This is a genomic window from Halosimplex aquaticum (assembly GCF_028747785.1).
Lineage (GTDB): Archaea > Halobacteriota > Halobacteria > Halobacteriales > Haloarculaceae > Halosimplex > Halosimplex aquaticum.
Map to the genome: position 1 here is coordinate 2,702,073 of NZ_CP118158.1, position 26,398 is coordinate 2,728,470.

A 26,398-nucleotide genomic window follows, 5' to 3' on the forward strand; every position below is an offset into this window, starting at 1 on the left:
GCTCGACCGGTCAGTTCCACCCGAAATCGGGGGGTTTGAATCCCCCCGTAGCGAACGGGTGAGTCATGACCGTAGTCGCGTTCGACTTCGACGGCACGCTCTCGGACTCCGAGATGACCGTGCTGCTCGGCCGCCAGAACGGCACGGCCGACGACATGGCCGAGATTACCGAGCGGGCGATGAACGACGAGATCGAGTACGCCGAGAGCCTCCGCCAGCGCTGCGCGCTGCTCGAAGGCCTGCCGGACGAACAGGCCCAGGACGCGTTCGACCAGGTCCAGCTGCGGCCCGGCGCCGCCGACGTGATCGAGGCGCTCCGCGAGGCAGGCGTCTACGTCGCCATCCTCACCGGCGGGTTCGAGCGGGGCGTCGCCGCCGCACTCGAAACGGAGGGGGTCGAGGTCGACGCCATCGTCGCCAACCGGCTCCCGGTAGCGGACGGAGCCCTCACCGGGACCGTCGAGGGACCGCTCATCGAGGGGACGAAAGACGACGCGCTGGAGGTGCTGACGGCGGTCGTCGGCGCGGACAGGAACGACACCATCGCCGTCGGCGACGGCGCCAACGACCTCCCGATGCTGCAGGTCGCAGGGCTGGCCGTCGGCTTCGACCCGAAACCGGCCGTCGCGCCCGCCTGCGACACCATCGTCGAGACGATGGCGGAACTGCAGGAGGTCCTCGAAGCCGAGCAGGTCCTCGAATAGGGAGCGAAACCCGTCTAGACGAACTTGACCCCGCGGAACTCGAAGCGAGCGCCGCCGAGCGGGTCGGGACCCGGACCGTCGCGGTCCGCCGGGTCTGCGAGTGAGACACGCCACCCGTGCGCCTCGGCGATCACCTGCACGATCGAGAGCCCGAACCCGGTCCCGTCCTCGGACGTGGTATACCCCGACTCGAAGACCGTCTCGCGGTCGTCGTCGGGGATGCCCGGCCCGTCGTCCTCGACGTAGAAGCCCGACCAGTCCGAGAGCGGACCGACTCTGACGGTGACGTCGTCGCCGGCGTGAACGACGGCGTTGCGGAAGAGGTTCTCGAGTAGTTGCCGAAGTCGGTCGCGGTCGGCCTCGAGATCGGGGTCCTCGTGGAACCGCAGGGTCCCGGCTTCCCCGGTCGCCGTGTCCCAGCACCCCTTCGCGACTGCGTTCAGTGACACCGGCTCCGGGTCCTCGACCCACTGGCCGTGGCGCACCAGTTCCAGCAGGTCTTCGAGCAGAACGGCCATCCGGTCGATCGCGTCGGCGGCCGACTCGACGTGGTCGCTGCCCGTCCCCTGTTTCGCGAGTTCAAGGTGGCCGGAGGCGACCTGGAGGGGATTCCGGATGTCGTGGGAGATGACGCTCGCGACGGTCCGCAGGCGCTCGTTCTGGCGTTCGAGCTGTCGCTCCTGTCGCTTCCACTCGCTCATGTCGTGCGTGAGCCCGATCAGTCCCCGGATCTCGCCGTTTCCGTCACGCCACGGAACTTTCGAGGTAGTGAAGAAGTGGTTCCACTCCGGGTTCGCTCGTACCTTGTCGATTATCTCCTCCCCCTCCTCGATGACGCGCATGTCGTCCTCGTAGCTCTCGCGGCCCTCCTCGCCCCAGATATCGAGGTCGGTTTTTCCGAGGTACTCGTGGGCCTCCGGGTTGTAGTCGCTCACGCGGACGTGCCGGCCCTCCTCGTCTTTGACGTAGAGGTACACCGGGATCGACTCGAAGATGGCGTCGAGGATGTTGCTCTCGCGCTGGAGGAGCGCGCGCTCGGTGACGTCTCGGACGGTCAACACCGCGTGGCGCTGGCCGCCGACGGCGACCGGTTTCGCCGTCACTTCTATCGCGACCTCCCGCGCGTCTTCGAGGGCGACTGACAGCCTGCCGTCGGCACTCGGAGCGGACACCGGCGATCCGGCTCCGTCCGACAGCCCCTCGTCGAGGACCGGAACCCCGTCCGGATCGCGTTCGATCGTCCGCTCGACCGTCGACGGGCCGTCGAGCGCGGCGACCCACGCGCCCCCGTCGTCGGCGTCGACGAGCGCCGTCTCACCGAGCCCCAATCCGAGCAGCGATCCCTCCGCGACGCCGAGCATCGTCTCGACGGCCTCGTTGGCGAAGACGATCCGACCGTCGCCGCCGCAGGCCGCAATCCCAGCGTCGACGGCGCCGGCGAGCGTCTCGAAGAACGCCTGATTGTCAATATCGGTCGATTCGGGCCCCCGATCCATGCGATAAGACAAAGGGACGCGTTTGATCTATAAAAGTCGTCGGGGAGCCGCGGGCGGCGTGGTCGAGCGCGTCACTCGGTCGCGGTCTCGATGGCCTGGTCGAGGTCCGCGACGATGTCGTCGACGGATTCGAGGCCGACCGACAGGCGGACCATGTCGTCGGTGACGCCGGCGGCGGCCTTCTCCTCGTCGCTCAGCTGCTGGTGGGTCGTCGACGCGGGGTGGATGATCAGCGTCTTCGCGTCGCCGACGTTCGCGAGCAGGGAGGCGATCTCCGTCGACTCGACCGTGGTGCGGGCCGCGTCGTAACCCTCCTCGAGACCGAAGGTGATCATGCCGCCGTAGCCGCCGTCGAGGTACTCGCTGGCCTCGTCGTGGGTCTCGTGGTCGTCGAGCCCGGGGTAGGTGACCCAGGAGACCTCGGGGTGGTCGGCGAGGTGCTCGGCGACGGCCTGGGCGTTCTCGCAGTGGCGGTCCATCCGCATCGGGAGCGACTCCAGGCCCTGCAGGGTCGTCCAGGAGTCGAACGGCGACTGCTGGCTCCCCAGGTCGCGCAGCCCGCGGGCGACCGCCGCGTAGGTGAAGGCGGCGTCGCCGAACCGCTCGCGGAAGTTGACGCCGTGGTAGGCGGGGTTCGGCTCGGCGATCTCGGGGAACTTCTCGGCGTGCTCGTCCCAGGGGAAGGATCCGCCGTCGACGAGGACGCCGCCGACGGTCGTGCCGTGGCCGTGGATCCACTTCGTGGTGGAGTTCCAGACGAGGTCCGCCCCGTGGTCGAGGGGTCGGCAGAGGTGCGGCGTCGCGAAGGTGTTGTCGACGAACAGCGGGACGCCGTGGTCGTGGGCGATGTCGGCGATGCGCTCGATGTCCGGCGTCACGAGTGCTGGATTACCGATGGTCTCGAAGTGGACGTAGGCGGTGTCGTCGTCGATGGCCTCCTCGTAGGCCTCGTAGTCGAGCGTGTCGACGAACCGCGCTTCGACGCCCATCCGCGGCGCGGTGTGGGTGTAGTACGTGTAGGTCCCGCCGTACAGCGAGGAGGCGGTGACGACGTTGTCGCCCACGTCCGCGAGCATGAAGGTAGCGAGGTTCAGCGCGGCCATCCCCGAGGAGGTAGCGACCGCGGCGGCGCCGTTCTCCAGCGCCGCGATGCGCTCTTCGAGGACCGCGTTCGTCGGGTTCATCAGCCGCGAGTAGATGTGCCCCGGTTTCTCCAGGGCGAACTGTGCGGCGGCGTCGTCGGCGTCCTCGAAGACGTACGACGTCGTCTGGTAGATCGGCGGCGCGCGGGCGCCGGTCGCCGCGTCGGGCGCTTCCTGTCCTACGTGCAGGGCCTCCGTGGCCGGGTCCCAGTCTTCGGACATACCACGAACAGAGGGGCGCCCTCCACATAAGTCCCCCTCAGCGGGTTAATTCCGCCCGCTGTCGGCGACTCCGGCAGGATTTCGCGCCGGCCCGAACCGGTTCGCCCCGCGATACACCCGGGCGCGGACGGTCCGGATCGACCCCGTTTCGCGACCGAGCGTCTGACGCGTCTATAAGTCCGTTCGCGTCCGCGTGTCCGGTAATGAGTCACACGGGGATCGGATCGAGGCTGGTCGCGACCGTCAGCGCGCAGGTGCTCCGGGTCGTCGGCCTGCTCACCGTCCTGCTGTCCGCCGGCGTCGCGGGATTGAGCGTCTCGACCGAGTACGGACTGGCCGTCACCGTCGGGGAGAAGAGCCAGACGGCGGCGTACACGGCCGACGTGAGCACCGTCTCCGCGCTCGTCGAGTTCGCCGCGGCCCACCCCGCCTACCCGGTCGCGGTGCTCGTCGGGTTCGTGCTGGTCGTCGCCGGCGACGAGACGCCGGTGCTCGGGAAGTAGATGACGAGCGGGGGCGTATCGTGCAGCGTCTGACGTAGATTTATGCGGTCGTGACGTTTGTACACGCCCGATGGAACGGCTCGGAGGGAACGCGAGCAGGGGACTGGGAGCGAGGCTAGCCAGACAGACCCTCCGTATCGTCGGACTGGTGACGGTTGGCTGTACGGCGGTCGTCACCGCGGCGAGTCTCACCACGCCGCACGGGCTCTCGGTCCCCGGTCAGTCGGGGGCGAACACCGCGACGGCCACCGCCGACATCGGAACCGTGACCGCGCTGGTCGAGTTCGCCGCCGCGCACCCCGCGTATCCGATGGTCGCGTTGCTCGGGTTCGTCCTCGTCGTCGCCGGTGAGGAGACGCCGCTGCTGGGTTGATCGGCGACCGACCGGTTCCACCCGAAACGAAGGCGTCCGTGATTCCGCTTACTCGAAGTCGTGGATCCGCAGGTCGAGCGTGTCGAGCGAGACGATGGGCGCGAACGCCACGTCGGGGTCGATGTTGACGCTCTTCTGGAAGTCGGTCTGGGCCTGCCAGCAGCCCGAGTTGATGGTGAGGACGTTGTGGTACTTGCCGTAGCCGAGCTTGTGGACGTGCCCCGAGTGGAAGACGTCCGGCACCGACTCGATGACCAGGTGGTCCTCCTTCTCGGGCGCGAGGCGCGTCTGGCCGCCGAACTGCGGCGCGACGTGGCGCTTCTTGAGGAGCTGGTACATGGGCTTGTGGGGCTCCTCGTAGGTGGCCTTCTCGTCGGGGAGTTCGGCGATGACCTCGTCGAGCGAGACGCCGTGGTACATCAGCACGTCGACGCCCTCGACAGTGACCGTGGAGGGGTTGCCCGAGATCCGGGCGTCGTGGGCGCTCATGATGTCCCGGAGCTCCTCGTCGAAGGCGGGCTGGGGCTCGGCGAGGCGGACCGCGTCGTGGTTGCCCGGGATCATGACGATCTCCACGTCGCCGGGCACCTCTTTGAGGTACTCGCTGAAGCGCTCGTACTGCTCGTAGAGGTCGACGATGTCGAGTTCCTCGTCCTGTCCGGGGTAGACGCCGACGCCCTCCACCATGTCGCCGGCGATGAGAAGGTACTCCACCCGGTCGGCGTCGGCGGTGTGCAGCCAGTCGGTGAAGCGGTGCCAGGCGTCGGCCTCGAACTCCTGGCTGCCGACGTGGACGTCGCTGATGAGCGCCGCCTCGACCTCGCGGTCGGCGGTCGACGGCTCGTACGTGCGGGGGATCTCCGGGAAGTACAGCGAGTCGACGAAGAGGATACCCCCGTCGTCGGCGAGCGTCCCGTCGACGGCGATCACCTCGTCCAGCAGGAGTTCGTTCACCAGGTCCGCGATGTCGCGGTCTTTCATCACCAGGCAGGGGAAGGTCCCGTTGGTGTCTTCGAGTTCGACCAGCCAGTGGCCGCTGGCGGTCGAGCGGATGTCAGAGACCATCCCGACCATGGCGGCCTCGCTCCCGCCGGGCATCGACTCGATGGCGTCGGTCGGCCGGTGGTTGACCCGACCGCGGAGCTGTTTGGAGAGCTTCTCGTAGCGGTCGCGGAACACCGCGACGAAGTCCGCGTACTCGCCGGTCCCCGTGCTGGAGATGTCGCCCTCGATGTCGATCGACTGCGCGTCGGGGTCGGCCGGCGTCCGACCGCTCTCGGAAGCCCGCTCGCTCGACGACTGCCCGGTCCCCGTCGGCTGATCCGCGTCCGCCTCGACCGTCGCAGTCGAAGCACCGGTATCGCTCGCGGCCGCGGACCCGTCGCCGCTAACCCCCTTCGTTTCGACTGGAGCTCCCGAACCGGTGTCGGTCGACCCCGGGTCCGATTCTCCAGTTGAAACGGTGGGGTCGGCGGATCGACCGGGGTCGTCGGTTCCGGGCGACGCGCCGACGTCGCCCCCCTGACCGCCGGAGCGTGATCGGGTTTCGATGGCCTCCTTGACGTGGTCGGCAGTGAGCTTGACGGCCTCGTCGGGGACCGTTTCGAGTGTCCGTTCGAGGGCCCCGGCGGGGTCGGACGCGGAGGCGATCAGGGTGACCGCTTCGGGCTCGGCGTTGTACCCGCGTCTGGCGAGTTCGTTGGCGACGTGGACCGGCGTCTCGAGCGGCACAATCGGTGATCGGCGGCGGTCCGCAAAAGCGTAGCGAACCTGCAAGCGACTGGTCCGCACCTCGCCAGTCACGGACTGAGACGGTCGCTGTGGCGTACCCCGGTCGAACCGCGTCGACACCGGTCGCCGCCCCGCGATTCTGGTCAGAACATTCAAACGGCCGCTGCACCAACAGACTGTCAATGAGTCCGCCCCGCGACGGCGAGGATCCCCCAGACGACGGGCCCGCCGACGACCCGTCGAACGACGCCACCGACGACGGCCCTCCACGTGCCGACGACGCGAGCGGGCCCGACGACGCGTCCGCTGGCGATCCGCTGGCTCCCGACAGATCGACGGGCTCTGGCGGCGACGATGGGTTGCCGGGAGAGTCCGACGGCGAGAGCGACGTGGCGCCGAACGGCGCCGGCGGGACCGTCGACGCGCCGCCGGCCAGGCGGGCCGACCCCGAACCGGAGCGCCAGAGCGGCGGTGCCCTGCGGACGTTCGTCGTCGACGTGTTGAGCAGCGCGATCGCGGTGTTGCTGGTCGGCGTGCTCCTGTTCGCTGTCAGCGGCGTCTGGCCGCCGATGGTCGCCGTCGAGAGCCCGAGCATGACGCCGCACATGAAGACCGGCGACCTGGTCTTCGTCATGGAGGAGCAGCGCTTCCCCGGCGACGGCGCGATCGCCGGAACCGGCGTCGTCACCGCCGAGACGGGAGAGCGGACGGACTACCGGAAGTTCGCGGAGACCGGTGACGTGATAGTCTACAAGCCAGACGGCCGAGCGGACAAGACCCCGATCATCCACCGAGCGATGTTCTGGGTCAACGAGAGCGAGAACTGGTACGACGAGGCGAACAAACAGTCGATCGGCCGATACAGCAAGTGCGGGGAGACGCCCGACGAGGCGCTGCCGAACTGCCCGGCCCCCCACGCCGGGTTCATCACGAAGGGCGATGCCAACGGCATCTACGACCAGGCCCAGGGGCTGAGCAGCCCCGTCAAACCCGCCTGGGTCGTCGGCACCGCCGAGGTCCGGATCCCGAAACTCGGCTGCATCCGCCTTCGCTCGGAGGGTTGTATGAACGGGGCCTTCGGATTCGTCGCCCCGAGCGCCGGCGCGACCTCATTGGAGCGAGCGTGCCTGTGCAACCAGAGCGCCGGCCAGGCGGCGCCCTGACTCCCGGTCGGCCGGCTCTCACTCCTGTGCAGACTGTACTCTGTCGACCAGACAGCACTCACTCCGGAGTGACGACGGCGAGAACCGTTCGAGCGTGTTCGTCGCGAGCGATCGGGGGAAGCGGTCGGCCGATCAGTCGTTGTCGAAGCGGGTCTGGACGAACGGCTGAGTGTCTTCGATGTCCGAGAGCCGGGAGTCAGAGAGGAGGACGGCCTCGGTCTCGTCGATGGGGACCGACAGGGAGATCTCCTTCGTGCGGCCGTAGCGGCCCTTGCTCACGACGACGGCGTTGACGATGCCGAGCATGTCGAGTTCGGAGATGAGGTCGGTGACCCGCCGCTGGGTGAGCGTGTCGACGTCGATCTCCTCGCAGAGGCGCTGATAGACGTTGTAGACCTCGCCGGTGTTGATGTTGTGCACGCCGTTTTTCTCCAGCATGATGATCGAGAAGAGGACGAGCTTCGACTGGGTCGGGAGGGTGCGGACGACCTCGACGACCCGGTCGAGTTCGATCTTCTCCTGGGCCTTGCGGACGTGGGCCTCGTTGACGTTGTCGGTCTGGTCGCGTTCGGCCAGTTCGCCCGCCGTCCGCAGCAGGTCGAGCGCGCGGCGAGCGTCACCGTGTTCCTGCGCTGCGAAGGCCGCACACAGCGGGATGACGTCGTCGGTGAGCGCGTGCCCCTCGAAGGCGACCTCGGCGCGGTGTTCGAGGATGTCCCGCAGCTGGTTGGCGTCGTAAGGCGGGAAGACGATCTCCTCCTCGCCGAGGCTGGACTTGACCCGCGGGTCCAGGAAGTCGGTGAACTTCAGGTCGTTCGAGATGCCCATGATAGACACGCGGGAGCGTTCGAGCTCCGAGTTCATCCGCGAGAGGTTGTAGAGCGTGTCGTCGCCGCTCTTCTCGACGAGCTTGTCGATCTCGTCGAGCATGATGACGACGACGCGCTCGTGGTAGTCGACGGCGTCGAAGAAGGTGCTGTACACCCGGTCTGTCGGCCACCCGGTCATCGGGACGTGTTCGAACGACTCCCGGTCCTCCCGGAGGCGGTCGATCCGGTCTTCGACGGCCGCGAGCGAGTCGTACTCGGTCTCGACGAGCGCCTGTTCGTTCTCGCGCGCACGCTCGCGCAGGTCCGTGAGTTCCTCCAGTTCCTCGTCGATGACCGACTCGTTCTTCTCGATGAACTTGTTGGCGAGCTGGGCGAGGACGCGGTACTGCGTGTCGGTCACTTCGCAGTTGATGTACTCGACCTCGCAGGGGACCTCGTACTTCTGGGAGGTCGACTCCAGTTCCGTGCTGACGAACTTCGCGCTGGCGGTCTTGCCGGTCCCCGTCTTCCCGTAGATGAGGATGTTCGACGGGGAGTCCCCGCGGAGCGCGGTCACGAGGATCGTCGCCATGTTGTTGATCTGCTCCTCGCGATGCGGGAGCTTCCGCGGCGTGTACGAGGGGCGCAGCACCTCCTTGTTCTCGAATATCGGGTCGCCGGCCAGGAGGTCGTCGAACAGCCCCTGGGAGGCCTCCTCGGTGTCCTCGGAGGCGACGTCGTCGAGCACGACTTCGTCGAGAACCGACGATTCGGCGTCCTCACCGTCCGCGCCCGGGTCCGCGTCGATATCGACGGTCGGCGACGAACTCGACGAGCCGCGCACCGTCGACGACGAGTCGTCACCCGTCACCTCGCCGCCCGAGCCGTCGGGAGCCGCGTCCCTGGAATCGACGGCGTCGTCGGGAGTCGCGTCCGTCGCGTCGGCGACCTCGCCGGCCGGAGGCGTCTCGGCCGTGCCACCTGACCCCACGGCTTCGTCGGCAGAAGTGCTCCCGTCCACGCCACCTGATTCGTCGGCGCCGGCGATCGATCCGGCCCCGACGGATTCGTCCGCCGACGGATCGTCAGAATTCGTCGCCGATCCGTCGGGATCGTCAGTCCGCGACGCCTCACCGTCAGTCGGCGCCGGTACCGGTTCCTCCTCGTCGCCCGCCCCATCCACCTGCCCCGGTGAATCGAGCGTCGTGTCCTGATCGTTGTCGTCCCCGTCCATTATTCTGTGATTGCTGCGATACCGAACCCCTCTATTTCGTCTGGAAACGCGACCACGCGCCCTCGGAACGTCGCTCACATCGAGTAATACGCCGTCATCCGCCGATTTCGGGAACGACGGCGCGTCCAGTTGAACCACAAGAACCCGTGGTTGATACGATATTAAATATTTCGGTGAGTATCGCAGGCGGCGTTCGGCTGCACGTCGAAACTATCCGATAGAGACGCCATACGGCGTATTTTTCACGTATGCCGGTTCGGCCGATGACCCGATTCTTGCCAGAGATCGACGGGAACCGCCGCCCCGACTGAACGACTTGTCACGGAGAGAGATATTCTAGCCGGATCCCCCACACCCCTTCGTTTCGGGTGGAGAGCGAGAAAGAGAGGTGGGGGGCGAGCGGGATTTGCTTGGCCCTGCTAGAGAGAAAGATTTACTACCTAGTCATTAAAACCAAATCCGCACTAGTAAGAAAACAAATTTTCAAGGGGTTTCGTTTCTAGGACTAGGGTTATTATGCGCCGTAGTTATGGGTGAATGTCTAGAAGACATTTCGACTCACTCGAAATCACTCTCAGTAATTCAATCCCGGGATCGGAGTGACATCTCTCACGTGGTGTCGTCAGGCGTCACCCACGGGCCTTCCCCGCTCCACCTGAAACAAGGGGGTGGGGGTGTGACCGATCCCGCGTTTTCCATCGTCGCCAGTTCCAGTTGCCCCTGGAACGCCGGGATTGCGATCGGTCGCCCGCCGTTTCAACTCCGTTTCCCCTCGCCGAACTGCTCCGGAGAGGAGAACGCGACGTGAACTTGTCCTGCCTCACTGGCAGCCGCATCCGCGTCTCGTCTCCACGTGTCGGCTTCGACCAGACCGTTCGTTCCATCGTCACCTTCCCGCAAACTCTGTCGCCACACATATATGGTATCTGACAGTGAATGCGGCTACGTTCGTGAGACGCCGAGTCGAACGCCGAGCCGTCCGAATTACGGCGTTTAATTCGGATAGTTTATATTTGTCTGACGTAGGCTTAAGTGAGTCGGCGCGGCTTATTCGCTCAGATGCGTCGCTGTGGCGCAGGAGGATAGGATGGGACTGTTCACAGAACTCAAAGACAGCATCTCGCGGGCAGCATCGACGCTGTTCTCCGAGGAAGACCCGAAACGTATCGGTATCTACGGCCCGCCGAACGCGGGGAAGACGACGCTCGCGAACCGCATCGCGCGCGACTGGACCGGAGACGCGGTCGGTCCGGAGAGTCACGTTCCCCACGAGACGCGACGCGCGCGCCGCAAAGAGAACGTCGAGATCGAACGCGACGGCAAGACGGTGACCATCGACATCGTCGACACGCCCGGCGTGACGACGAAGGTCGATTACACCGAGTTTCTCGAACACGACATGGAGAAAGACGACGCCGTGCGTCGCTCCCGCGAGGCCACCGAGGGGGTCGCCGAGGCGATGCACTGGCTCCGCGAGGACGTCGACGGCGTCATCTACGTGCTCGACTCGACCGAGGACCCGTTCACGCAGGTCAACACGATGCTCATCGGGATCATCGAGAGCCAGGACCTGCCAGTGCTGATCCTTGCGAACAAGATCGACTTAGAGGAATCGAGCGTCCAGCGGATCCGCAACGCGTTCCCGCAACACGAGACGACGGAGCTGTCGGCGCTCGAAGGAGACAACATGGACGAAGTGTACGACCAGATAGCGGAGTACTTCGGGTGAATCATGGCTGAAGCACGACACCCCGAAGACGAAGACGGCGTGCAGATCGACCTGATCAGTGCCGAGCGGATGGACGGCAAGACGACGATGGAGAAGATCCGGATGATCTTGGACGGCGTCCGGGACAACAACATCGTCATCCTCGAAGCCGGCCTGACGCCCGACGAGGAGTCGCGGCTCATCGAGGTCACGATGACCGAGATCAGCCCCGACGAGTTCAACGGCATCGAGATCGAGACCTACCCCAAGTCCCAGGCCGACGACTCGAGCCTGCTCGGTAGGCTCATGGGCAAAGAGGAGACGAAGAAGCTCACCGTGATCGGCCCGGCCAATCAGATCGAGACGCTCCACAAGGACGAGACCCTCATCAGCGCACTCGTATCGCGGAAATAGCCAGGTATGCCCCATCAGTGTACGAACTGCGACCGGACGTTCTCCGACGGCTCCAAGGAGATGCTGTCGGGCTGTCCGGAGTGTGGCGGCACGAAGTTCCAGTTCCGTCCCGACGGCTTCGGCGGGTCGGGATCCGGCGGCGAGAGCACCGGCGCCGGCGCGACTACGGCCGCGGAATCGACTTCCGCCGAGTCGCCGCCGGAACCGACCGACCGGCCCGGCGACTCGATGACCCGGACGGTCGGCAACGCCGCCGCGACGGTTCGAGACCTGGTCAGCGGCTCCGCGGGGAGCGACGCGACGCGAGCCAAACCGCCCGCGGACTCGGCGTCGGCGACCGAGTCGGCGTCCGCGACGGAGACCGCGGTGACCGGCTCGTCGACTGCGTCTACCACGGAATCCGCGGGATCGTCGGACGCCGCGCTCGACGACGACATCATCGTCGCCGAGTCCGAACCGATCGAGGGCGAGGACACGGCGCAGGCCGACGCCCGGAGCCAGCTCGTCGACCCCGACGAGATGCCCGACACCGAGGGCTTCGACCCCGCCGACCGCGACGACTCGACCGCCGAAGGGGCCACCGACACCGCGGTCGAATCCGTTGCCGACGGCGAGGCGACGGCGTCGCCGGCGGACGACGAAACCGACGAGACGGCCGCTCCCGATCGAACGGTCGCGGACGAACCCGATGCCGAGCGCGCCGACCGGCCGGACCTGGCCGAACTGCGCGAGGAGCTCAACGACCAGTTCGAGAGCATCCGCGTCGTCGAACCCGGGCAGTACGAACTCAACCTCATGGAGCTCTACGACCGCGAGGAGTACATCATCGCGCTCCAGGAAGACGGCCGCTACAGCATCCAGGTCCCCGAAACCTGGCGCCAGGCCGACGCCTGACCTCTTCCATCCGTCCTTCTGCGTACGTGTCCCACGACGCCCTTCTGCGCTCGTATCCCACGCTCGCTATTGGGCGTGTAGTCACAGTGTCGCTGATCGGCGTCGACTGGATGTTCTACACGATCTTTTTATCGGTTCGGGGCCCACGATAGCGTATGGCACAGCAGGCGCCACGTCCGGCCGATGGACCGCTCTCCACGGAGACGAACTGGGGGTTCCAGTACGTCGATGGCGAGTGGATCGAACGGGGGGACCGCGGCGGGATCGACGTGTTCGATCCGTCCACCCGCGAGCGGATAGCGACCGTCGCCGCGGGGTCGACCGACGACGTCGACGCGGCCTACGATGCGGCCGAGTCGGCGCAACCCGAGTGGGCCGACACGCCGCCCCATCGGAAAGCCTCGGTGATCCGGTCGTTCGTCGACGCGCTCGACGAGCACTTCGGGGAGTTGCAGTCGCTGCTCACGGAGGAATCGGGAAGCTGCGCGACGAAGGCCAAATTCGAGGTGATGACGGCGAAGGGCGTCGCCCAGGAAGCGGCGGGCTTCCCGACCCGTCTCTCCGGCGAACTCAAGGACTCGCTCATCCCGGGGAAGGACAACCGGGTCGAGCGCGTCCCCGCGGGGGTGGTCACCGTCATCACGCCCTGGAACTTCCCGCTCAGTCTCACCGCCCGTGCGGTCCTCCCCGCGCTGGCACTCGGTAACGCCGTCGTGTTGAAACCCGCGCCGAACACCCCGATTTCGGGTGGACTCGCGTTCGCCCGTCTGTTCGAGGAGGCGGGGCTCGAACCGGGCTTACTCAACGTGGTCACTGGTCGCGACGAGGAGGTTGGGGACGCGATTTCGGGGCACAGCGCCGCCGACGTCGTCGCGTTCACGGGATCGACGGAGGTCGGCAGGCGCGTCGGCAAACGCGCCGTCGACTCGCTGGCGTTCCCCGCACTCGAACTCGGGGGGAACGCGCCGTTCGTCGTCCTCGACGACGCGGACCTCGCCGCCGCCGTCGACGCCGCGGCCTACGGGACGGTCTACCACAGCGGGCAGGCCTGTATCTCCATCAATCGCCACCTCGTCCACGAGTCGCTGGCCGACGAGTACGTCGACCGCCTCGCCGAGCGACTCGCCGCGGTTCCGACCGGGAGCGCCCACGACGAGGAGACTGTCGTCGGGCCGCTGATCGACGAGACCCAGCGGGACAGCGTCCTCGATTACGTCGAAGCGACGATCGAGGCCGGCGCCGCACTCGAAACGGGGGGCGAGACGGTCCCGATCGACGGCGTCGACGACTCCCTCGTGGTGGCGCCGACGGTGCTGTCGGGGGTGACCAACGACATGCCGGCGGCGTGCAACGAGCACTTCGGCCCCGTGGCGCCAGTCATCACGTTCGCGGACGACGACGAGGCCGTCGAGATCGCCAACGACACCGAGTACGGCCTCGCGGCGGCGGTGTTCGGCGGCGATCTCGGCCGCGCGGAGACTGTCGCGGACGCTGTCGACGCGGGAATGGTCCACGTCAACGACCAGCCGATCAACGAGGAGCCCCACGTCCCGTTCGGCGGGCGGAAGGCCTCGGGCATCGGCCGCTACAACGGGGAGGCTGTCGTCCGCGAGTTCACCGAACCGAAGTGGGTGTCCGTCCAGCGGAAACAGAGGCGGTACCCGTTCTAAACTCGCGGGGGAGCGTCCGGATTCCGTGGAAGTCCGGGCGTGTTCGTGCGGTTTACGATGCAGGCACAATCGTTATACTCTCGGCCGTCGATACTCGTCCCAACGGAGTGTTTCCCGTGCACAGACAGCGATCACACCTCGAAGAGTGGGCGTCGCTGCTCGACGAGCGCGTCTCGGAAGAAGCGCTCGACGAGGGGATCCAGCCCGACAGCGGGACCGACTGGTCAGAACCTCGTCAGCGCGGGTGAGACGGGTTCGCGAGTCCGGGAACGACGCCCAGGGCGGTACCCGAAAACAGTAATCGGACCGCGAGAGACCCGTCAGTCCCCGCTGGTCATCTGATCGTACTGGTCGGAGAGCTTCTCGGCCGCCTCGTCCATGAGTTCGTGCTCGTAGTCGGACAGCTCCCACTCGACGACCTCCTCGACCCCGTTCGAGCCGAGCTTGACAGGCACGCCGAAGGCGGTATCCTCGTAGCCGTACTCGCCGTCGAGGACGATCGAACCGGGCAGCACCTCGCCGGTGTCGCGGAGGACGGCCTCGACCATGTGGGCGACGCCGGTCGCCGGGCCCCACTCGGTCGCGCCCTTGCGCTCGATGACGTTCATGGCCGACTCCTGGAGGTCTTCGAGGATCTCATCGCGCTCGTCGGCGGAGAACTCGGGGTCGCGGCCGTCGACGCGGACCTTCGAGAAGACGGGGACCTGCGCGTCGCCGTGCTCGCCGAGGATCGTCGCCTCGACGTTCTGGACCTGCGTGTCGAAGCGCTCGGAGAGGACGTAGCGGAACCGCGCCGAGTCCAGGCGGCCGCCGAAGCCGACGACCTGGTGGCGGTCGCGGTCGCCGGTCTCGTAGAGGTGGCGGTTGAGCAGGTCGACCGGGTTCGAGGTCGTCACGGTCACGTAGTCGTCGTTGTGCTCGGCGAGCGAGGAGCCGATGTCGTCCATGATCGGCGCGTTGTCGCCCGCGAGGTCGATCCGCGTCTGGCCGGGCTGGCGGGGGATGCCCGCCGTGATGACGACGACGTCCGAGCCGGCGGTGTCCTCGTAGGTGCCCTGCCGGACGGTCGTGTTCGAGTCGTAGGCCACGCCGTGGTTGGCGTCCGCGGCCTGGCCGACGGTCTCGTCTTCCTTGTCCGGGATGTCGACGAAGACGAGCTCGTCGACGACGTCCCGAAGCGCCAGGTTGTACCCCGCTGCTGCCCCGACGGTGCCGGCGGCACCGACGATGCTAACTTTCGTCATACCACGTAAATCGTTGCCCCGTTCGGTGGGTAAATCTATCGGACCCCACCCTCTCGGCCCGTCAGTCGTCCATTTTCGGTTCGACAGACGACGATTCGAGGGGCCGGCCCGGTCGGTGGTCGTGGCGACGCCCTTTTTGGCGGTCGCTGGTATCAATCTGGTATGAGCGACTTCGACAAGGAAGCCGAGCGCGAGCGGCTCCGGGAGAAGTACGAGCGCGACCAGCAGAAGCGGGAAGCCAGCGAGCGGATGAGCGACCTCCTGCTGAAGGGCGCGACGATGACCAACTCTCACTGCGGGAACTGCGGCGACCCCATCTTCCGCTACGACGGCGACGAGTTCTGCCCGACCTGCCAGCAGGTGGTCACCAGCGACGACGCCGCCGAGGAGGCCGCCGAGAGCGGCCAGCAGGACGACGGCGACGACGCTGCGGCGGATTCGACCGGTCTCGACGAGACGGGGGCCGACGCCGAGAACGGCGACGCGCCGGACCACATCGAGATCAAACAGCCCGACGGCCCCGCCGTCAAAACCGGCGCCGACCAGGGCGACGCCGACCAGTCCGACGAATCCGAAGCGGGCGCGTCGGCGGCCGACGTGACCGGATCGGGCGCGGCAGGCGTGAACGAGACCGATGCCAGCCGGGACGATGCGACCGCTCCTGGCGAGCGTCCCGCCGCGGGCGGCACTCCGCGATCGCCGCCGTCCGGACAGAACGAGTCCGCATCGTCGAACCGACAGCCACCGTCCGGTCAGCAGCCGCCGGCCGCCGACCGGTCGAGCGCGCAGGCCGATGCGAGCGACGACTTCGGGGCGGCGCGCGCGTCGCTGGTCCGGACGCTCCGGAAACACGCCGAGCACGCGGAGAACTGCGATGATCCCCGTCGCGCCCGCGACCACCTCACCGCCGCGCGCGAGGCGGCCGAGGCGCTGTCGGCGCTGTCCGGGTCGTACTGACGCGAGGAGTTCTCCGCCCGCTTCTCCGCGTCCGCTCGTCTATCTGTCGAGTGCGTCGAGCGCCGCGTCGAGCGCTTCGTCCGGGCTCGGACACTCCTGGAGCGTCTCGCCGCCCTCGGTGTAGACCAGTCGCGGGAACTTCGACCGCGTGTCGAGGACGCCGATCCCGGGGAGCGTGTCGGTCCCCGTCTCGATGTCGGCGAACGCGTCGAACCGCGGCGTCCCGTCGGTCATCGCGGGGGCCGTATCCGCGTCGGCGTCCGCGGCCGCCGTTATCTCCGCCGAATCGGCGAGCACCGGGTACGTCAGGTCGTAGCGGCGTCGCCAGTAAGCCGCACGGTCCTCGGTGTCTGGGAGCGCGCCGATGACGGCCACGTCCTCGGCGGCGAACGACTCGAACGCGTCGCTGTAGGCCATCGCCCGGTCGCGGGACACCTGGCAGTAGTGGTCACGGAGGAGGAGCACGACCACGGCGTCGAACTCGGCCGCGAGATCGTCGCTCGCGACCGTGTCCGGCCCCGGCCCCCCGTTCGGCAACTCGAACCTGACAATCCAGTGCATGCCGTCGCTCATCTATGGCCCCCTGTCGTCACCTCCAACGAACCCGGGGGTATTCGTTGTTGTGATCGGTCGGAATCTCCACCTGAAACGAAGGGGTCGGTGGGACGGAGGCGGTCACCGGTCCGGCGAGTCGGCGGCGGACGCCGGAGAAACCCGGGAGTCAGCCGTCGTAGTCGCTGCCGACGACTTCGCGGATGCGTTCGGCGGTCACCTCGCCGACGCCCTCGGCGGTCTGCAGATCCTCGGCGTCGGCGGTCATCACCGCTTCGACGCTGCCGAACTCGGCGAGGAGGGACTCGGCGGTGACCGGGCCGACCTCCGCGACGCTCGCGACGACGTACTCCTGCTGTTCGGCGAGCGTCTTCGAACTCTTCTCGCCGTGGACGCTGACGGTCCGGTCCTCGGTCTCCTGCTCGCGCGTGGCGATGACTCGCAGCAACTCCGTCGTCTCGTCCTCGTCGGTCGTCCGGAGGACGCTCGCGCCGAAGTCGACGGCGAGCGACGCGAGCGCCCCGCGGATGGCGTTCGGGTGGACGTTCCGCTCGCCGTAGAGGTCCTCGCCCTCGACGACCACGACCGGCCGCGCGTAGTAGCGCGTCGCGTCTTTGACCTGCTCGAACATCGACCGTTCGTCGCCCCCCGTAAGCGTGTCCAGGAAGTCCGCGACGGTCTTGCGCTCGACGACGACCCGGTCCGAGAGGACGTAGTCGCCGACGGCGAGCGTCTCCAGTCGGGTCTCGACGTCCTCCTCCCGGGAGAGGTCCTTCGCGATGGACGCGTCGAGTTCCCGCTGGTCGACGACGACCTCGACCGACTCCTCCCCGTCCGCGCTCGCGGTCGCGATCTCCCCGTCCGGCTCGTCGCGGGTCGCGGCATCGTCGGAGGCGGAGTCGTCGCCCGCGAACGCGTCGAGGCCCGCCTGCCCGTCGCCGTCCGACGATTGCGCGGTAGTTGCGGTCTCGTCACCGTCACGTGCGGACTCCCCGTCGCTGCGTGCGGATCCGCTACCGGACGGCGACGGCTTCTCGCTCTCAGTTGCGGTTTCGCCCTCCGTTTCGTGTGGAACCTCGCCGTCGTCCCCGGCCGACGGGTCGCTCTCCACGGCTCCGTTCTCCTCGTCGAACTCGTCCATCCCGGTCTGGGAGAGTTCGCTCTCGATCTCGCCGGTGATCGATTTGAGCGACCGCAACTCCTCTTTCATCCGCTTCTGGTCGTTGCGGGCCTTCCAGAAGTACGCCTCGTCACGGGTGTCTTCGGCGAGCAGGACCGACACCGCGCCCTCGGTCTGGCGGCCGGTCCGCCCCTTTCGCTGGATCGCGCGGATCGCCGTCGGGACGGGTTCGTAGAACAGCACGAGGTTGACTTCCGGCACGTCCAGCCCCTCCTCGGCGACGGACGTCGACACGAGCACCTCGAACTCCCCCGCACGGAACTCGTCGAGCGTCTCCTGCTGCTCTTTCTGGGTCATCCCGTCGCTGCCGTCGGTGTCGGACTGGCCGACGAACTTCCGGGCGGTGAAGTGCTCGTTGAGGAAGTCCGTCAGCGTCTCGGCGGTGTCACGGGACTCGGTGAAGACGATGACGCGCTCGCCGTTCTCGATGCCGAGCGTCTGGGCGATGAGCATCCGCGTCCGGCGGAACTTCGGGTGGAGGTCGTCGTAGTCCTCGGCGCGGCGGATCGCTTCCCGGACTTTCGGCTCGGAGATCATCCGCTGGTCGGCCTTCGAAGCGCCCGACGATCGGGCGGCCTGCTTCTGCCGCTCGAAGTACCGCCGGAGGCTCTCGACGCTCTGGGTCTCCGCGTAAGTGACGGCCGTCCGGAGCTTCCGGACTTCGGCGAGCAGGCTCATGCCCTCGTAGCCCTCCGACTGGTCGTTGTTCATCAGCTCGCGGAGCTTGCCCTGGATCTGCTGGATCTCCCGCTCGGAGACGTCTGCCTTACTGGTGTTCGTGACGCCGAGCTCCCGGAGCTTCCCGAGGCGGTCCTCGATGACCTCGTTTATCGCGTCGCGGATCTCGACGACGGTCTCCGGGAGTTCGATGCGCTCCCAGTCGACGCTGGTCTCGTGGGTGTAGTCGTCGACGTCGGCGTCCTCCTCGGTCATTACCTCGACCTGGCGGAGACCCAGGTTGTGACACACTTCGAGGATGGCCTCCTCGTCGTCGCCGGGGGAGGCGCTCATCCCGGTCGCGAGCGGGTCGCGGGCCTGTTCGTGGTAGCGCTCGGCGATGTAGTTGTAGGCGTAGTCGCCGGTCGCGCGGTGGCACTCGTCGAAGGTGCAGTGGACCACGTCGGTCAGGTCGATCCGCGAGCCGACGAGGTCGTTCTCGACGACCTCGGGCGTCGCGACGACGACGCGCGCGCCGGACCACAGGTCCGCGCGGTCGTCGGGGCGCGTGTCGCCGGTGTAGACGACGATCTCGTCGTCGTGGACCTCCAGCGCCTCGCGGTAGAAGTCGGCGTGTTGCTGGACGAGGGGCTTCGTCGGGGCGAGCAGCAGGGACTTGTTGACCACGTCGCCGGCCAGCCGCTCGGCGGTGACCAGCAGGCTCACCGTCGTCTTGCCGAGGCCGGTCGGGAGACAGACCAGCGTGTGCGTGCGCAGCGCCGCGTCGGCGAGTTCGCGCTGATACCTGCGGTCCTCGAGGAAGCCGTCAACCAGGAGCGGCCCCGCTACGCCGTCCCCCTCGTCGGTCGTCGCCATTACGTTCCGGTTGGCCGCGCCGGTGGATAAGGCTTCAGGTAGCGGGGTGGAAGTGAAAAACGAGGTCGACGGCCGTCCTCGCTGCGAACGCTCAGGGCAGGTGAACGAGTTGCAGCCCGTCCTCACCGTCTTCGAGGCGGGCGTTCGGCAGCGTGCAGGGCCACTCGTCGTAGTCGACCGGGAGGTCGCTCTCACCCGCCTGCCACCGCTCGTAGTCGACGTCTTCCCAGTCGACGTCGTACGCCGCGCGGTCGCCCCAGCCCAGTCCGTCCCAGGTGTTCTCGTCGATCTCCGGCGACGGTTCGAGGAACAGTTCCCCGCGCTCGTCGTCGTAGTCGACGACGGTTCCGATCGGTTTGCCGCGGTCGCGGACGCGCTCGCCGATGTACACGTCCCAGTCGGGCGCTTCGAGCATAGCGGCGCTTACCGCGTGTTGGCCATGAACATCTGGCCTGCCGTGGCAAGTCCACTCCTGCACCCAGATGTGACACTCATTCACACACTATCGGAATCATTTTCATCCGGCCGCGCATCGGCACGAGCATGGACCACTCACGCGCCGAGCCGACCGGGTTCGCGGGCGCCGCGAGTGGCGAGTTTTTCCGTTGAAGACGGTGGTGACCGCCCAGCGCGGGCCACGGGTATCGCCCACGACGACCCAGCAGACCACCACCAACCGATGTCACACTTCACGACTCGCGACCGCATCGACAGACTCGAATCGCTTGACGGCGACGGCACCGAACTCGTCACGCTGACCGTCCCGGCCGGGAAGTCGCTCGCGTCGACCCGCGAGCGGATCGCAGCCGAACACGCCGGCGCCGAGCAGATCAGGTCCGACCGGACCCGCGGTCGTGTCCGGCGGGCGCTCGACCGCGTCAGGCGCCACCTCCGCGAGTACGAGGGCACCCCCGACTGCGGGCTCGCCGTCTACGCGGGCGTGGTCGAGGGGGACCTCATCTCGGCCGTCTTCGACGACCTGCCCGAACCGATCACTGAGAGCACGTACCGCTGCGACGACCGCTTTCACCTCGACGCGGTCCGCGAAACCGTCGCGCCGGGCGAGGTGTACGGCCTCGTCGTCGTCGAACGCGGCGCCGCCGCGGTCGGCCGCCTCGTCGGCGACCGGGTCGTCCCCGTGCGGACCCTCGACAGCCACGTCATGGGGAGTTCGCGGGCCGGCGGCCAGTCCGCCAAGCGTTTCGAGCGCGAACGGGAGCGCCAGGCCGAGGAGTTCTTCCAGCAGGTCGGCGACATCGCCGACGCCGCCTTCCTCGACGACGGCGAGCCGGTCGCCGGGCTCGTGGTCGGCGGCTCGCTCGGAACGGCGAAGCAGTTCGTCGACGACGACTACCTCGATTACCGCCTGGCCGAGCGGGTAGTCGGGACCTACGGCGTCGAGTACGCCACCGAGCAGGGGCTTCACGAGCTGGTCGAGGCGGCCGGCGAGGAACTCCTCGACGCGGACGCGCGTGCGACCCGCGAGCGCCTCGACGAGTTCTTCGAGCGACTGCGCAACGGCGACGCTGTCGTGTACGGCGACGACGTCGAGCGCGCCGTCGAGTACGGAGCCGTCGACACCGCGCTCGTCGCGTCGACCGTCGACCCCGACCGCCGCGAGGCTGTCGAGACCGCCGTCGCGGAGCATGGCGGCGAAACCCTGACGATTCCGACTGAGTTCGATCGCGGCGCTCGCTTCGCAGAGACATTTCGAGTGGGAGCGCTGCTGCGGTTCCCGGTGGAGTGATCCATACCGCTTAGATCCGCTGATAACCAGCAATTTATGCCGGGTCCGGGCGAAGATCCGGTATGACCGTCTACGAGACGGAGGTCCCGGGCGTCGGCCGGAAGTTCGAACTGGAGATCGGCGACGACCGGCGGCTCGTCGTGGTCATCCACCACGACGGCAGGCGGGAGGTGTACCTCCGGCCCTCCCCGGAGGCCGACAGCGAACGGCTGTTCTCCCTGTCCGGCGACGAGGCGCGCAAGCTCGGGTCGATCCTGGAGGGGGCGTACTTCCAGCCCGTCGAACTCGACGACGCGCGGGTCCCGCTGGGCGAGGCCATCATGGAGTGGCACACCGTCGGAGCGGACGCCGACATCGTCGGCGCGACGCTCGAAGAGTGCAACGTCCGCCGGCGGACGGGGGCCTCCGTCGTCGCGATCCAGCGCGGCGAGGAGACCATCCCGAACCCGCCGGCTGACACGGTGCTCGAACCCGGCGACACGGTCGTCGCGCTCGGGACGGGCGAAGAGCAGAGCGACCTCGCGGCGCTGCTCGGCGCCGAGGAATGAGCGCGGCGCTGGTCGAGGTCGCGATCGCGTTCGGCGCGCTCGCCGTCGCCGGCTACGCCGCCTCGCGTGTCTCCCTCTCGGTGATCCCCGCCTACATCGTCGCCGGGATCGTCGTCGGCCCCCACGAGCCCACGTCGCTGTTCGGCCTGTCGCTGACGCTCGTCCCGGAGACGGAGTTCGTCGACGTGCTGGCCGACCTGGGGGTGATCCTCCTGCTCTTTTTCCTCGGACTGGAGTTCAGCGTCGGCGGCCTGTTCGCCGACGGCCGTCGCATCGCGACCGCGGGGACCGTCGACCTGGTCCTGAACTTCGGCGCCGGCGTCGCGCTGGGGCTCGCCTTCGGCCGGACGCCCCTGGAGACGCTCTTTCTCGCCGGCGTCGTCTACATCTCCTCGTCGGCGATCGTCACGAAGTCGCTCATCGAACAGGGGTGGATCGCCAACCCCGAGAGCGACCCGATCCTCGGGACGCTGGTCTTCGAGGACCTGCTGATCGCCGTCTACCTCGCGGTGCTGGCGGCGCTGGTCGGCGGCGGCGAGAGCCTCGCTGCCGTCGCCCTCGACGTGGGGCTCGCATTCGCCTTCCTGCTGGTTCTCGCCGCAGTCGCGTGGGTGGGGACGGGCCCCCTTCAGGCGGTGTTCGACGTGGACGCGGAGGAACAGTTCGTCCTCGGCGTGCTGGCGGCGGCGACGCTGGCGGGCGCGGCAGCGCTCGCGGTCGGGCTGAGCGAGGCCGTCGCGGCCTTCTTCGTGGGGACCGCGTTCAGCGGGACCGGGCACGTCGAGCGCATCGAGCGGTCGCTCGGGAGCGTCCGCGACGTCTTCGCGGCGTTCTTCTTCTTCGCCATCGGGCTGAGCATCGACGTCACAGTCCTCGCGACCGTCGCCGGCCTGCTGGCGACCGCGGTCGCGGTCACGACGGTGACGAAGATCGTCAGCGGAACCGTCTCGGGCCGGATCTACGGTCTCGGCGCGGTTCGCTCGCTCCGGACGGGAATCGGCCTGGTACCGCGAGGGGAGTTCTCGCTGGTCGTCGCCGCGCTCGCGCTCGAAGCCGGCGGACTCCTCGCCGCCGTCGTCCCGCCGTTCGCGGTGGGATACGTCCTCGTCATGAGCGTCCTCGGGACGGTGATGATCCAGTACGCCGATCCGCTGACCGGCGCGCTCGCCCCGCTGGTCCCGACGGACGAGTGACTCGCCGCTCTCGACAGGGGGACGACTCACCGGTCACCCGGCGCGACCGCTCAGACCGGGCTCGCGGGCAGATACTGCACGGCGAGGAACATCGCGAGGGCGCCGGCGACTGGGATGGTGAGGTTGTCGTCGATGACGTAGCCGCGGATGACGGGCTTGATCCCGTCGGCGACGGTGGCGGCGGCGCCGCCGAGCACGGCGGCCACCGGCGGAACGAACGGGACGGCGAGCAGCGTCGCGACGGCGAACGTGACCAGCAGCACCGAGACGTCCTTGGCGGTCCGGAGTTCACCGGAGCCGAGCAGGCCGCTGACCGGGTCGGCGATGGTGAGCATCAACAGGGCGGGGACCGCGATCCGCCACTCGAAGACGAGCGCGACGACGGTCATCCCGAAGACCGCGAGGAAGTACCCGGCGAGGTTGTCCTGCTCGTACTCGCGGGTGAGCTTCTCGTAGATCCGCCAGTCGAGGCCGACGACGAGGCGGACGACTTCGAGCACGAATGCCACGACGAGGCCGCCGACCAGCAGGAGCTGGATGTGCCGCCAGGTGACCTCCTCGAACAGGAGGAACGCCAGGGGCACCGCTGTCCCGCTCGCGTGCACCAGCCGCCGGGCGATCTCGTCGCGCATTGAAGGGGTGTCGCTGGGCTACAGCTCGTCGAACGCCAGGTCGCCGTCCCGGAGCGCTTCGAGCGTCTCGGGCAGTTCGTCGATGGGAAGCCGGCGCTGGGCAGTCGTGTCGCGCTCGCGCACGGTGACCGTGCCGGGCTCGCCCTCGTCCTCGTCGCGCGCCTCGCCGATGGTCGCGTAGTCGACGGTGACGCAGAACGGGGTGCCGACCTCGTCCTGGCGGCGGTAGCGCCGGCCGATGGCGCCCGAGTCGTCGTACGCGACCGAGAGGCCCCGCTCGCGCAGGTCCGCGGCGACCTCGCGGGCGCGCTCGCCCAGGCCGTCGCGGTCCATCAGCGGGAAGACGCCGACCGTCGTCGGCGCCACCGCGGCCGGGAGTTCGAGGAAGGTCCGCTCCTCGCCGTCGATCTCGTCCTCGCGGTAGCAGTGGTCGAGGACGGTGTACAGCGCGCGGTCGATGCCGAGCGACGGCTCGACGACGTGGGGCAGGATGTGCTCACCGGACTCCGTGACCTCCTCGACGGCGAAACCGGTCTGCTCGACGGGCACCTCGTGGGAGTCGCCGCCGACCTCGACGGTGACGGTGCCGTCGCCCTCGGGGTCCTCGGCGGCGTCGCGGAACGCGTCGGGGTCCTCCGCGGCCAGGTCCTCCAGCGCGTCGGCCACGTCGCCGGCGGCGCCGCCGAACTCCGGCCCGAGGTAGCTCATGTCCGGATCGACGGTGGGCTGTTCGACCGTGACCGGTTCGTCGTACTGGCGGAAGACGGTGTAGTCCTCGTCGGAGTACTCGTCGTGTTTCGAGAGGTCGTAGTCCGAGCGGTAGGCGAAGCCGGCGAGTTCGATCCAGTCGCCGTCGACCTCGGCCTCGGCGTCCCAGCAGTCCGCGGCGTAGTGGGCGCGCTCGCCGCTGAGGTGCTGGCGGAACCGGAAGCGGTCCATGTCGACGCCGATGGACTCGTACCACTCCGCGGCCACGCCGAGGTAGTAGGCGATCCACGGGTCGGCGACGAGGCCGCGCTCGTGGGCCTCGCCGACGGGCAGTTCCAGCGGTTCGCCGCCGTCCTGTTCCTGCTGGTCGACGCCGTAGAAGGGAGCGACGACGTCCGCGACGCTCGCGAGGTCGGGACCCTCGCCGTCCTCGGGGTCGACGAACAGTTCGAGCTCGGCCTGGGTGAACTCCCGGACGCGCAGCAGCGACTTCCGCGGGCTGATCTCGTTGCGGTAGGCCCGGCCGATCTGGGTGACGCCGAAGGGGAGCTGGTTGCGGGCGTACTCCTTGAGCTGCGGGAACTCGACGAAGATGCCCTGTGCGGTCTCCGGGCGCAGGTAGCCCGGCGAGGAGCTGCCGGGGCCGATGTTCGTCTCGAACATGAGGTTGAAGTCCTCGATGGCCTGGCCGGCCAGACCGGTGCCGCAGTTGGGACAGACCAGTTCGTACTCGGCGATGATCTCGCCGACGCGCTCGGGGCCGAGGCCCTCCGCTTCCTCGTAGTCGGTGTTGTCCTCGACGATGTGGTCGGCGCGGTGGGACTCCCCGCACTCGGGACACTCGACGAGCATGTCGTCGAAGCCGTCGAGGTGGCCCGACGCCTCGAAGACGGGCTCGGGCATCACGGTGGGCGCGTCGATCTCCATGTTGCCCTCGCGGACGGTGAACCGCTCGCGCCAGACGTTCTCGATGTTGTCCTTGAGGCTGGCGCCCTGGGGACCGAAAGTATAGAAGCCGGAGACGCCTCCGTAGGCGCCGGCGCTCTGCAGGAAGAAGCCGCGGCGCTTGGCGAGTTCGGCGAGGTCGTAGTCGCCCTCCTCGCTCATCGAAGCGCCTCCAGCAGATCCATGTCCCGGACGATGCCCTCCAGCTCGTCGCCGGCGATCAGCGGGATCTGCTCGATGTCGTGTTCGATCATCAGCTGTGCGGCGTCCTGGGCCGTGCGCCGGCCGCTGATGGTGACCAAGTCGGCGGTCATGAACTCGGAGACGGGGCCGGCCGGGATCTCGACGTTCCGGGTGGGCATGTAGCGGCTGCCGACGGCCTTGACGCTCTCCCACTTCCAGTCGTCGTCGTCGGCGGCGAGGCTGTCGCCGGTCTCCTCCTCACCCTCGACGACGCGGGCGACGTCGATGATGTCGACCTCGGTGATCATCCCGCTGGTCTCGCCGAGGTCGTCGAGCGCGACGCCGTAGGGCACGTCGGCGTGGGAGAGTTCGCGCTCGGCGACCGGGAGGGGCGCGTCCTCGTAGACGCAGTTGACGTCCCGGCGAGCGAGCCCGTCGACGGTGACGTCGCCGTTCACGTCGCCGGTGGCGATGGCGCGGACGACGTCGGTGATAGTGACGATCCCTTCGAGGCGGCCGTCGACGACGGGCACCCGGCGCGCGTTCTCGTCGAGCATCAGCGCCGCGAGTTCCTCCAGCGTCGCGTCGGCGCCGGTGGTCGGGACCTCCTCGACGAGCATGGCGAGCTGGTCCTCGTCGGGCTCGTCGATGAGCGCGTCGCGGGAGACGAGCCCGCGGAACTCCTCGCCGTCGTCGCCGTCGGTGACGACGGGGACCGAGGAGAAGGCCCGCTCCTGGAGGTACTCGAGGACGTCGTCCCGGGTGCCGGGTAACTCGACCGTGACGAGGTCCTCGCGGGGCGTCATTACGTCTGCGACGTTCATAGTACAGCGTACTCCCAGTCCCAAATACTAAGACCTTACACTTCCCCGCTCGCGGGACCGACTCACTTCTACCCCGTGAGCGCGGGCGG

The 26,398-nt window shown here is 68.0% G+C and carries 24 protein-coding genes; 13 read left to right on the plus strand and 11 right to left on the minus strand.

Features of this window, described 5'->3' with window-relative positions; genetic code table 11:
• Positions 1-65 precede the first annotated feature (65 nt).
• Positions 66-704, plus strand: a complete 639-nt coding sequence (gene serB, locus PSC72_RS13615; protein ID WP_274321951.1) for a phosphoserine phosphatase SerB — start codon at positions 66-68, stop codon at positions 702-704.
• A 14-nt stretch (positions 705-718) separates the two neighbouring features.
• Here the strand turns inward: serB and PSC72_RS13620 are convergent, their stop codons facing one another.
• Positions 719-2,200 (minus strand): sensor histidine kinase, encoded by a 1,482-nt coding sequence (locus PSC72_RS13620; protein ID WP_274321952.1) that lies wholly within the window; start codon positions 2,198-2,200, stop codon positions 719-721.
• 71 nt (positions 2,201-2,271) lie between these two features.
• Complete coding sequence (locus tag PSC72_RS13625; protein ID WP_274321953.1) at positions 2,272-3,564, minus strand: O-acetylhomoserine aminocarboxypropyltransferase/cysteine synthase family protein; 1,293 nt, start codon at positions 3,562-3,564, stop codon at positions 2,272-2,274.
• A 203-nt stretch (positions 3,565-3,767) separates the two neighbouring features.
• Here PSC72_RS13625 and PSC72_RS13630 point away from each other — a divergent pair, with 203 nt between their 5' ends.
• Together PSC72_RS13630 and PSC72_RS13635 are read left to right on the plus strand one after the other, a co-directional pair.
• Positions 3,768-4,067, plus strand: a complete 300-nt coding sequence (locus PSC72_RS13630; protein WP_274321954.1) for a hypothetical protein — start codon at positions 3,768-3,770, stop codon at positions 4,065-4,067.
• 70 nt (positions 4,068-4,137) lie between these two features.
• The gene (locus PSC72_RS13635; RefSeq protein WP_274321955.1) at positions 4,138-4,440 is read left to right on the plus strand and encodes a hypothetical protein; all 303 of its coding nucleotides are present in this window, start codon (positions 4,138-4,140) and stop codon (positions 4,438-4,440) included.
• Positions 4,441-4,488: 48 nt separating this feature from the next.
• On the opposite strand, the gene PSC72_RS13640 is transcribed toward PSC72_RS13635, so the two are convergent.
• On the minus strand, positions 4,489-6,171 hold the full coding sequence (locus PSC72_RS13640; protein ID WP_274321956.1) for a DNA-directed DNA polymerase II small subunit: 1,683 nt from the start codon (positions 6,169-6,171) through the stop codon (positions 4,489-4,491).
• A gap of 182 nt (positions 6,172-6,353) precedes the next feature.
• Here PSC72_RS13640 and PSC72_RS13645 point away from each other — a divergent pair, with 182 nt between their 5' ends.
• Positions 6,354-7,334, plus strand: coding sequence for a S26 family signal peptidase (locus PSC72_RS13645; RefSeq protein ID WP_328518160.1), 981 nt, complete (start codon positions 6,354-6,356; stop codon positions 7,332-7,334).
• Between the two features lie 132 nt (positions 7,335-7,466).
• On the opposite strand, the gene PSC72_RS13650 is transcribed toward PSC72_RS13645, so the two are convergent.
• Positions 7,467-9,377, minus strand: coding sequence for a Cdc6/Cdc18 family protein (locus PSC72_RS13650; protein ID WP_382261801.1), 1,911 nt, complete (start codon positions 9,375-9,377; stop codon positions 7,467-7,469).
• Positions 9,378-10,464: 1,087 nt separating this feature from the next.
• Between PSC72_RS13650 and PSC72_RS13655 the strand changes: the two genes are divergently transcribed.
• The 5 genes from PSC72_RS13655 (at position 10,465) to PSC72_RS13675 (ending at position 14,311) form a co-directional block, all read left to right on the plus strand.
• The gene (locus PSC72_RS13655; protein ID WP_274321957.1) at positions 10,465-11,106 is read left to right on the plus strand and encodes an Era-like GTP-binding protein; all 642 of its coding nucleotides are present in this window, start codon (positions 10,465-10,467) and stop codon (positions 11,104-11,106) included.
• A 3-nt stretch (positions 11,107-11,109) separates the two neighbouring features.
• Positions 11,110-11,499, plus strand: coding sequence for a DUF2073 domain-containing protein (locus tag PSC72_RS13660; protein WP_049930009.1), 390 nt, complete (start codon positions 11,110-11,112; stop codon positions 11,497-11,499).
• A gap of 6 nt (positions 11,500-11,505) precedes the next feature.
• The gene (locus tag PSC72_RS13665) at positions 11,506-12,393 is read left to right on the plus strand and encodes an OapC/ArvC family zinc-ribbon domain-containing protein (RefSeq protein ID WP_274321958.1); all 888 of its coding nucleotides are present in this window, start codon (positions 11,506-11,508) and stop codon (positions 12,391-12,393) included.
• 155 nt (positions 12,394-12,548) lie between these two features.
• Positions 12,549-14,063 (plus strand): aldehyde dehydrogenase family protein, encoded by a 1,515-nt coding sequence (locus PSC72_RS13670; protein WP_274321959.1) that lies wholly within the window; start codon positions 12,549-12,551, stop codon positions 14,061-14,063.
• A gap of 116 nt (positions 14,064-14,179) precedes the next feature.
• Positions 14,180-14,311 (plus strand): hypothetical protein, encoded by a 132-nt coding sequence (locus PSC72_RS13675; RefSeq protein ID WP_274321960.1) that lies wholly within the window; start codon positions 14,180-14,182, stop codon positions 14,309-14,311.
• A 72-nt stretch (positions 14,312-14,383) separates the two neighbouring features.
• Here the strand turns inward: PSC72_RS13675 and mdh are convergent, their stop codons facing one another.
• Complete coding sequence (mdh, locus tag PSC72_RS13680; RefSeq protein WP_274321961.1) at positions 14,384-15,307, minus strand: malate dehydrogenase; 924 nt, start codon at positions 15,305-15,307, stop codon at positions 14,384-14,386.
• A gap of 162 nt (positions 15,308-15,469) precedes the next feature.
• Between mdh and PSC72_RS13685 the strand changes: the two genes are divergently transcribed.
• Positions 15,470-16,264 (plus strand): Sjogren's syndrome/scleroderma autoantigen 1 family protein, encoded by a 795-nt coding sequence (locus PSC72_RS13685; protein ID WP_274321962.1) that lies wholly within the window; start codon positions 15,470-15,472, stop codon positions 16,262-16,264.
• A gap of 39 nt (positions 16,265-16,303) precedes the next feature.
• Here the strand turns inward: PSC72_RS13685 and PSC72_RS13690 are convergent, their stop codons facing one another.
• From PSC72_RS13690 to PSC72_RS13700, 3 genes are all read right to left on the minus strand, one after another.
• Positions 16,304-16,837, minus strand: coding sequence for a redoxin domain-containing protein (locus PSC72_RS13690; protein ID WP_274321963.1), 534 nt, complete (start codon positions 16,835-16,837; stop codon positions 16,304-16,306).
• Positions 16,838-16,985: 148 nt separating this feature from the next.
• A complete protein-coding gene (locus PSC72_RS13695) occupies positions 16,986-19,529 on the minus strand; it encodes a DEAD/DEAH box helicase (protein ID WP_274321964.1) in 2,544 nt (847 codons plus the stop codon).
• A gap of 91 nt (positions 19,530-19,620) precedes the next feature.
• Positions 19,621-19,944, minus strand: a complete 324-nt coding sequence (locus PSC72_RS13700) for a hypothetical protein (RefSeq protein WP_274321965.1) — start codon at positions 19,942-19,944, stop codon at positions 19,621-19,623.
• A gap of 264 nt (positions 19,945-20,208) precedes the next feature.
• Between PSC72_RS13700 and prf1 the strand changes: the two genes are divergently transcribed.
• The 3 genes from prf1 to PSC72_RS13715 all read left to right on the plus strand — a co-directional run bounded on the left by prf1 (position 20,209) and on the right by PSC72_RS13715 (position 23,017).
• Positions 20,209-21,276: a peptide chain release factor aRF-1 gene (gene prf1, locus PSC72_RS13705; RefSeq protein WP_274321966.1), complete on the plus strand. Its 1,068-nt coding sequence runs from the start codon at positions 20,209-20,211 to the stop codon at positions 21,274-21,276.
• 62 nt (positions 21,277-21,338) lie between these two features.
• Positions 21,339-21,824 (plus strand): cation:proton antiporter regulatory subunit, encoded by a 486-nt coding sequence (locus PSC72_RS13710; RefSeq protein ID WP_274321967.1) that lies wholly within the window; start codon positions 21,339-21,341, stop codon positions 21,822-21,824.
• A complete protein-coding gene (locus PSC72_RS13715) occupies positions 21,821-23,017 on the plus strand; it encodes a cation:proton antiporter (protein ID WP_274321968.1) in 1,197 nt (398 codons plus the stop codon). The genes PSC72_RS13710 and PSC72_RS13715 overlap by 4 nt, the downstream gene beginning before the upstream one ends.
• Positions 23,018-23,067: 50 nt before the next feature.
• Here the strand turns inward: PSC72_RS13715 and PSC72_RS13720 are convergent, their stop codons facing one another.
• Genes PSC72_RS13720 through PSC72_RS13730 form a run of 3 tightly spaced genes read right to left on the minus strand, consistent with a single transcriptional unit; the run spans position 23,068 to position 26,309 of the window.
• A complete protein-coding gene (locus PSC72_RS13720) occupies positions 23,068-23,649 on the minus strand; it encodes a diacylglycerol/polyprenol kinase family protein (RefSeq protein WP_274321969.1) in 582 nt (193 codons plus the stop codon).
• 18 nt (positions 23,650-23,667) lie between these two features.
• Positions 23,668-25,464: a glycine--tRNA ligase gene (gene glyS, locus PSC72_RS13725; RefSeq protein ID WP_274321970.1), complete on the minus strand. Its 1,797-nt coding sequence runs from the start codon at positions 25,462-25,464 to the stop codon at positions 23,668-23,670.
• Positions 25,461-26,309 (minus strand): CBS domain-containing protein, encoded by an 849-nt coding sequence (locus PSC72_RS13730; RefSeq protein ID WP_274321971.1) that lies wholly within the window; start codon positions 26,307-26,309, stop codon positions 25,461-25,463. The genes glyS and PSC72_RS13730 overlap by 4 nt, the downstream gene beginning before the upstream one ends.
• Positions 26,310-26,398 lie beyond the last annotated feature (89 nt).

What these genes read in the sequence shown, in the direction of transcription:
- serB (WP_274321951.1), top strand. Translation starts at nt 66, where the DNA reads ATGACCGTAGTCGCGTTCGACTTCGACGGCACGCTCTCGGACTCCGAG.
- PSC72_RS13620 (WP_274321952.1), bottom strand. Translation starts at nt 2,200, where the DNA reads ATGGATCGGGGGCCCGAATCGACCGATATTGACAATCAGGCGTTCTTC.
- PSC72_RS13625 (WP_274321953.1), bottom strand. Translation starts at nt 3,564, where the DNA reads ATGTCCGAAGACTGGGACCCGGCCACGGAGGCCCTGCACGTAGGACAG.
- PSC72_RS13630 (WP_274321954.1), top strand. Translation starts at nt 3,768, where the DNA reads ATGAGTCACACGGGGATCGGATCGAGGCTGGTCGCGACCGTCAGCGCG.
- PSC72_RS13635 (WP_274321955.1), top strand. Translation starts at nt 4,138, where the DNA reads ATGGAACGGCTCGGAGGGAACGCGAGCAGGGGACTGGGAGCGAGGCTA.
- PSC72_RS13645 (WP_328518160.1), top strand. Translation starts at nt 6,354, where the DNA reads ATGAGTCCGCCCCGCGACGGCGAGGATCCCCCAGACGACGGGCCCGCC.
- PSC72_RS13650 (WP_382261801.1), bottom strand. Translation starts at nt 9,377, where the DNA reads ATGGACGGGGACGACAACGATCAGGACACGACGCTCGATTCACCGGGG.
- PSC72_RS13655 (WP_274321957.1), top strand. Translation starts at nt 10,465, where the DNA reads ATGGGACTGTTCACAGAACTCAAAGACAGCATCTCGCGGGCAGCATCG.
- PSC72_RS13660 (WP_049930009.1), top strand. Translation starts at nt 11,110, where the DNA reads ATGGCTGAAGCACGACACCCCGAAGACGAAGACGGCGTGCAGATCGAC.
- PSC72_RS13665 (WP_274321958.1), top strand. Translation starts at nt 11,506, where the DNA reads ATGCCCCATCAGTGTACGAACTGCGACCGGACGTTCTCCGACGGCTCC.
- PSC72_RS13670 (WP_274321959.1), top strand. Translation starts at nt 12,549, where the DNA reads ATGGCACAGCAGGCGCCACGTCCGGCCGATGGACCGCTCTCCACGGAG.
- mdh (WP_274321961.1), bottom strand. Translation starts at nt 15,307, where the DNA reads ATGACGAAAGTTAGCATCGTCGGTGCCGCCGGCACCGTCGGGGCAGCA.
- PSC72_RS13685 (WP_274321962.1), top strand. Translation starts at nt 15,470, where the DNA reads ATGAGCGACTTCGACAAGGAAGCCGAGCGCGAGCGGCTCCGGGAGAAG.
- PSC72_RS13690 (WP_274321963.1), bottom strand. Translation starts at nt 16,837, where the DNA reads ATGAGCGACGGCATGCACTGGATTGTCAGGTTCGAGTTGCCGAACGGG.
- PSC72_RS13695 (WP_274321964.1), bottom strand. Translation starts at nt 19,529, where the DNA reads ATGGCGACGACCGACGAGGGGGACGGCGTAGCGGGGCCGCTCCTGGTT.
- PSC72_RS13700 (WP_274321965.1), bottom strand. Translation starts at nt 19,944, where the DNA reads ATGCTCGAAGCGCCCGACTGGGACGTGTACATCGGCGAGCGCGTCCGC.
- prf1 (WP_274321966.1), top strand. Translation starts at nt 20,209, where the DNA reads ATGTCACACTTCACGACTCGCGACCGCATCGACAGACTCGAATCGCTT.
- PSC72_RS13710 (WP_274321967.1), top strand. Translation starts at nt 21,339, where the DNA reads ATGACCGTCTACGAGACGGAGGTCCCGGGCGTCGGCCGGAAGTTCGAA.
- PSC72_RS13715 (WP_274321968.1), top strand. Translation starts at nt 21,821, where the DNA reads ATGAGCGCGGCGCTGGTCGAGGTCGCGATCGCGTTCGGCGCGCTCGCC.
- PSC72_RS13720 (WP_274321969.1), bottom strand. Translation starts at nt 23,649, where the DNA reads ATGCGCGACGAGATCGCCCGGCGGCTGGTGCACGCGAGCGGGACAGCG.
- glyS (WP_274321970.1), bottom strand. Translation starts at nt 25,464, where the DNA reads ATGAGCGAGGAGGGCGACTACGACCTCGCCGAACTCGCCAAGCGCCGC.
- PSC72_RS13730 (WP_274321971.1), bottom strand. Translation starts at nt 26,309, where the DNA reads ATGAACGTCGCAGACGTAATGACGCCCCGCGAGGACCTCGTCACGGTC.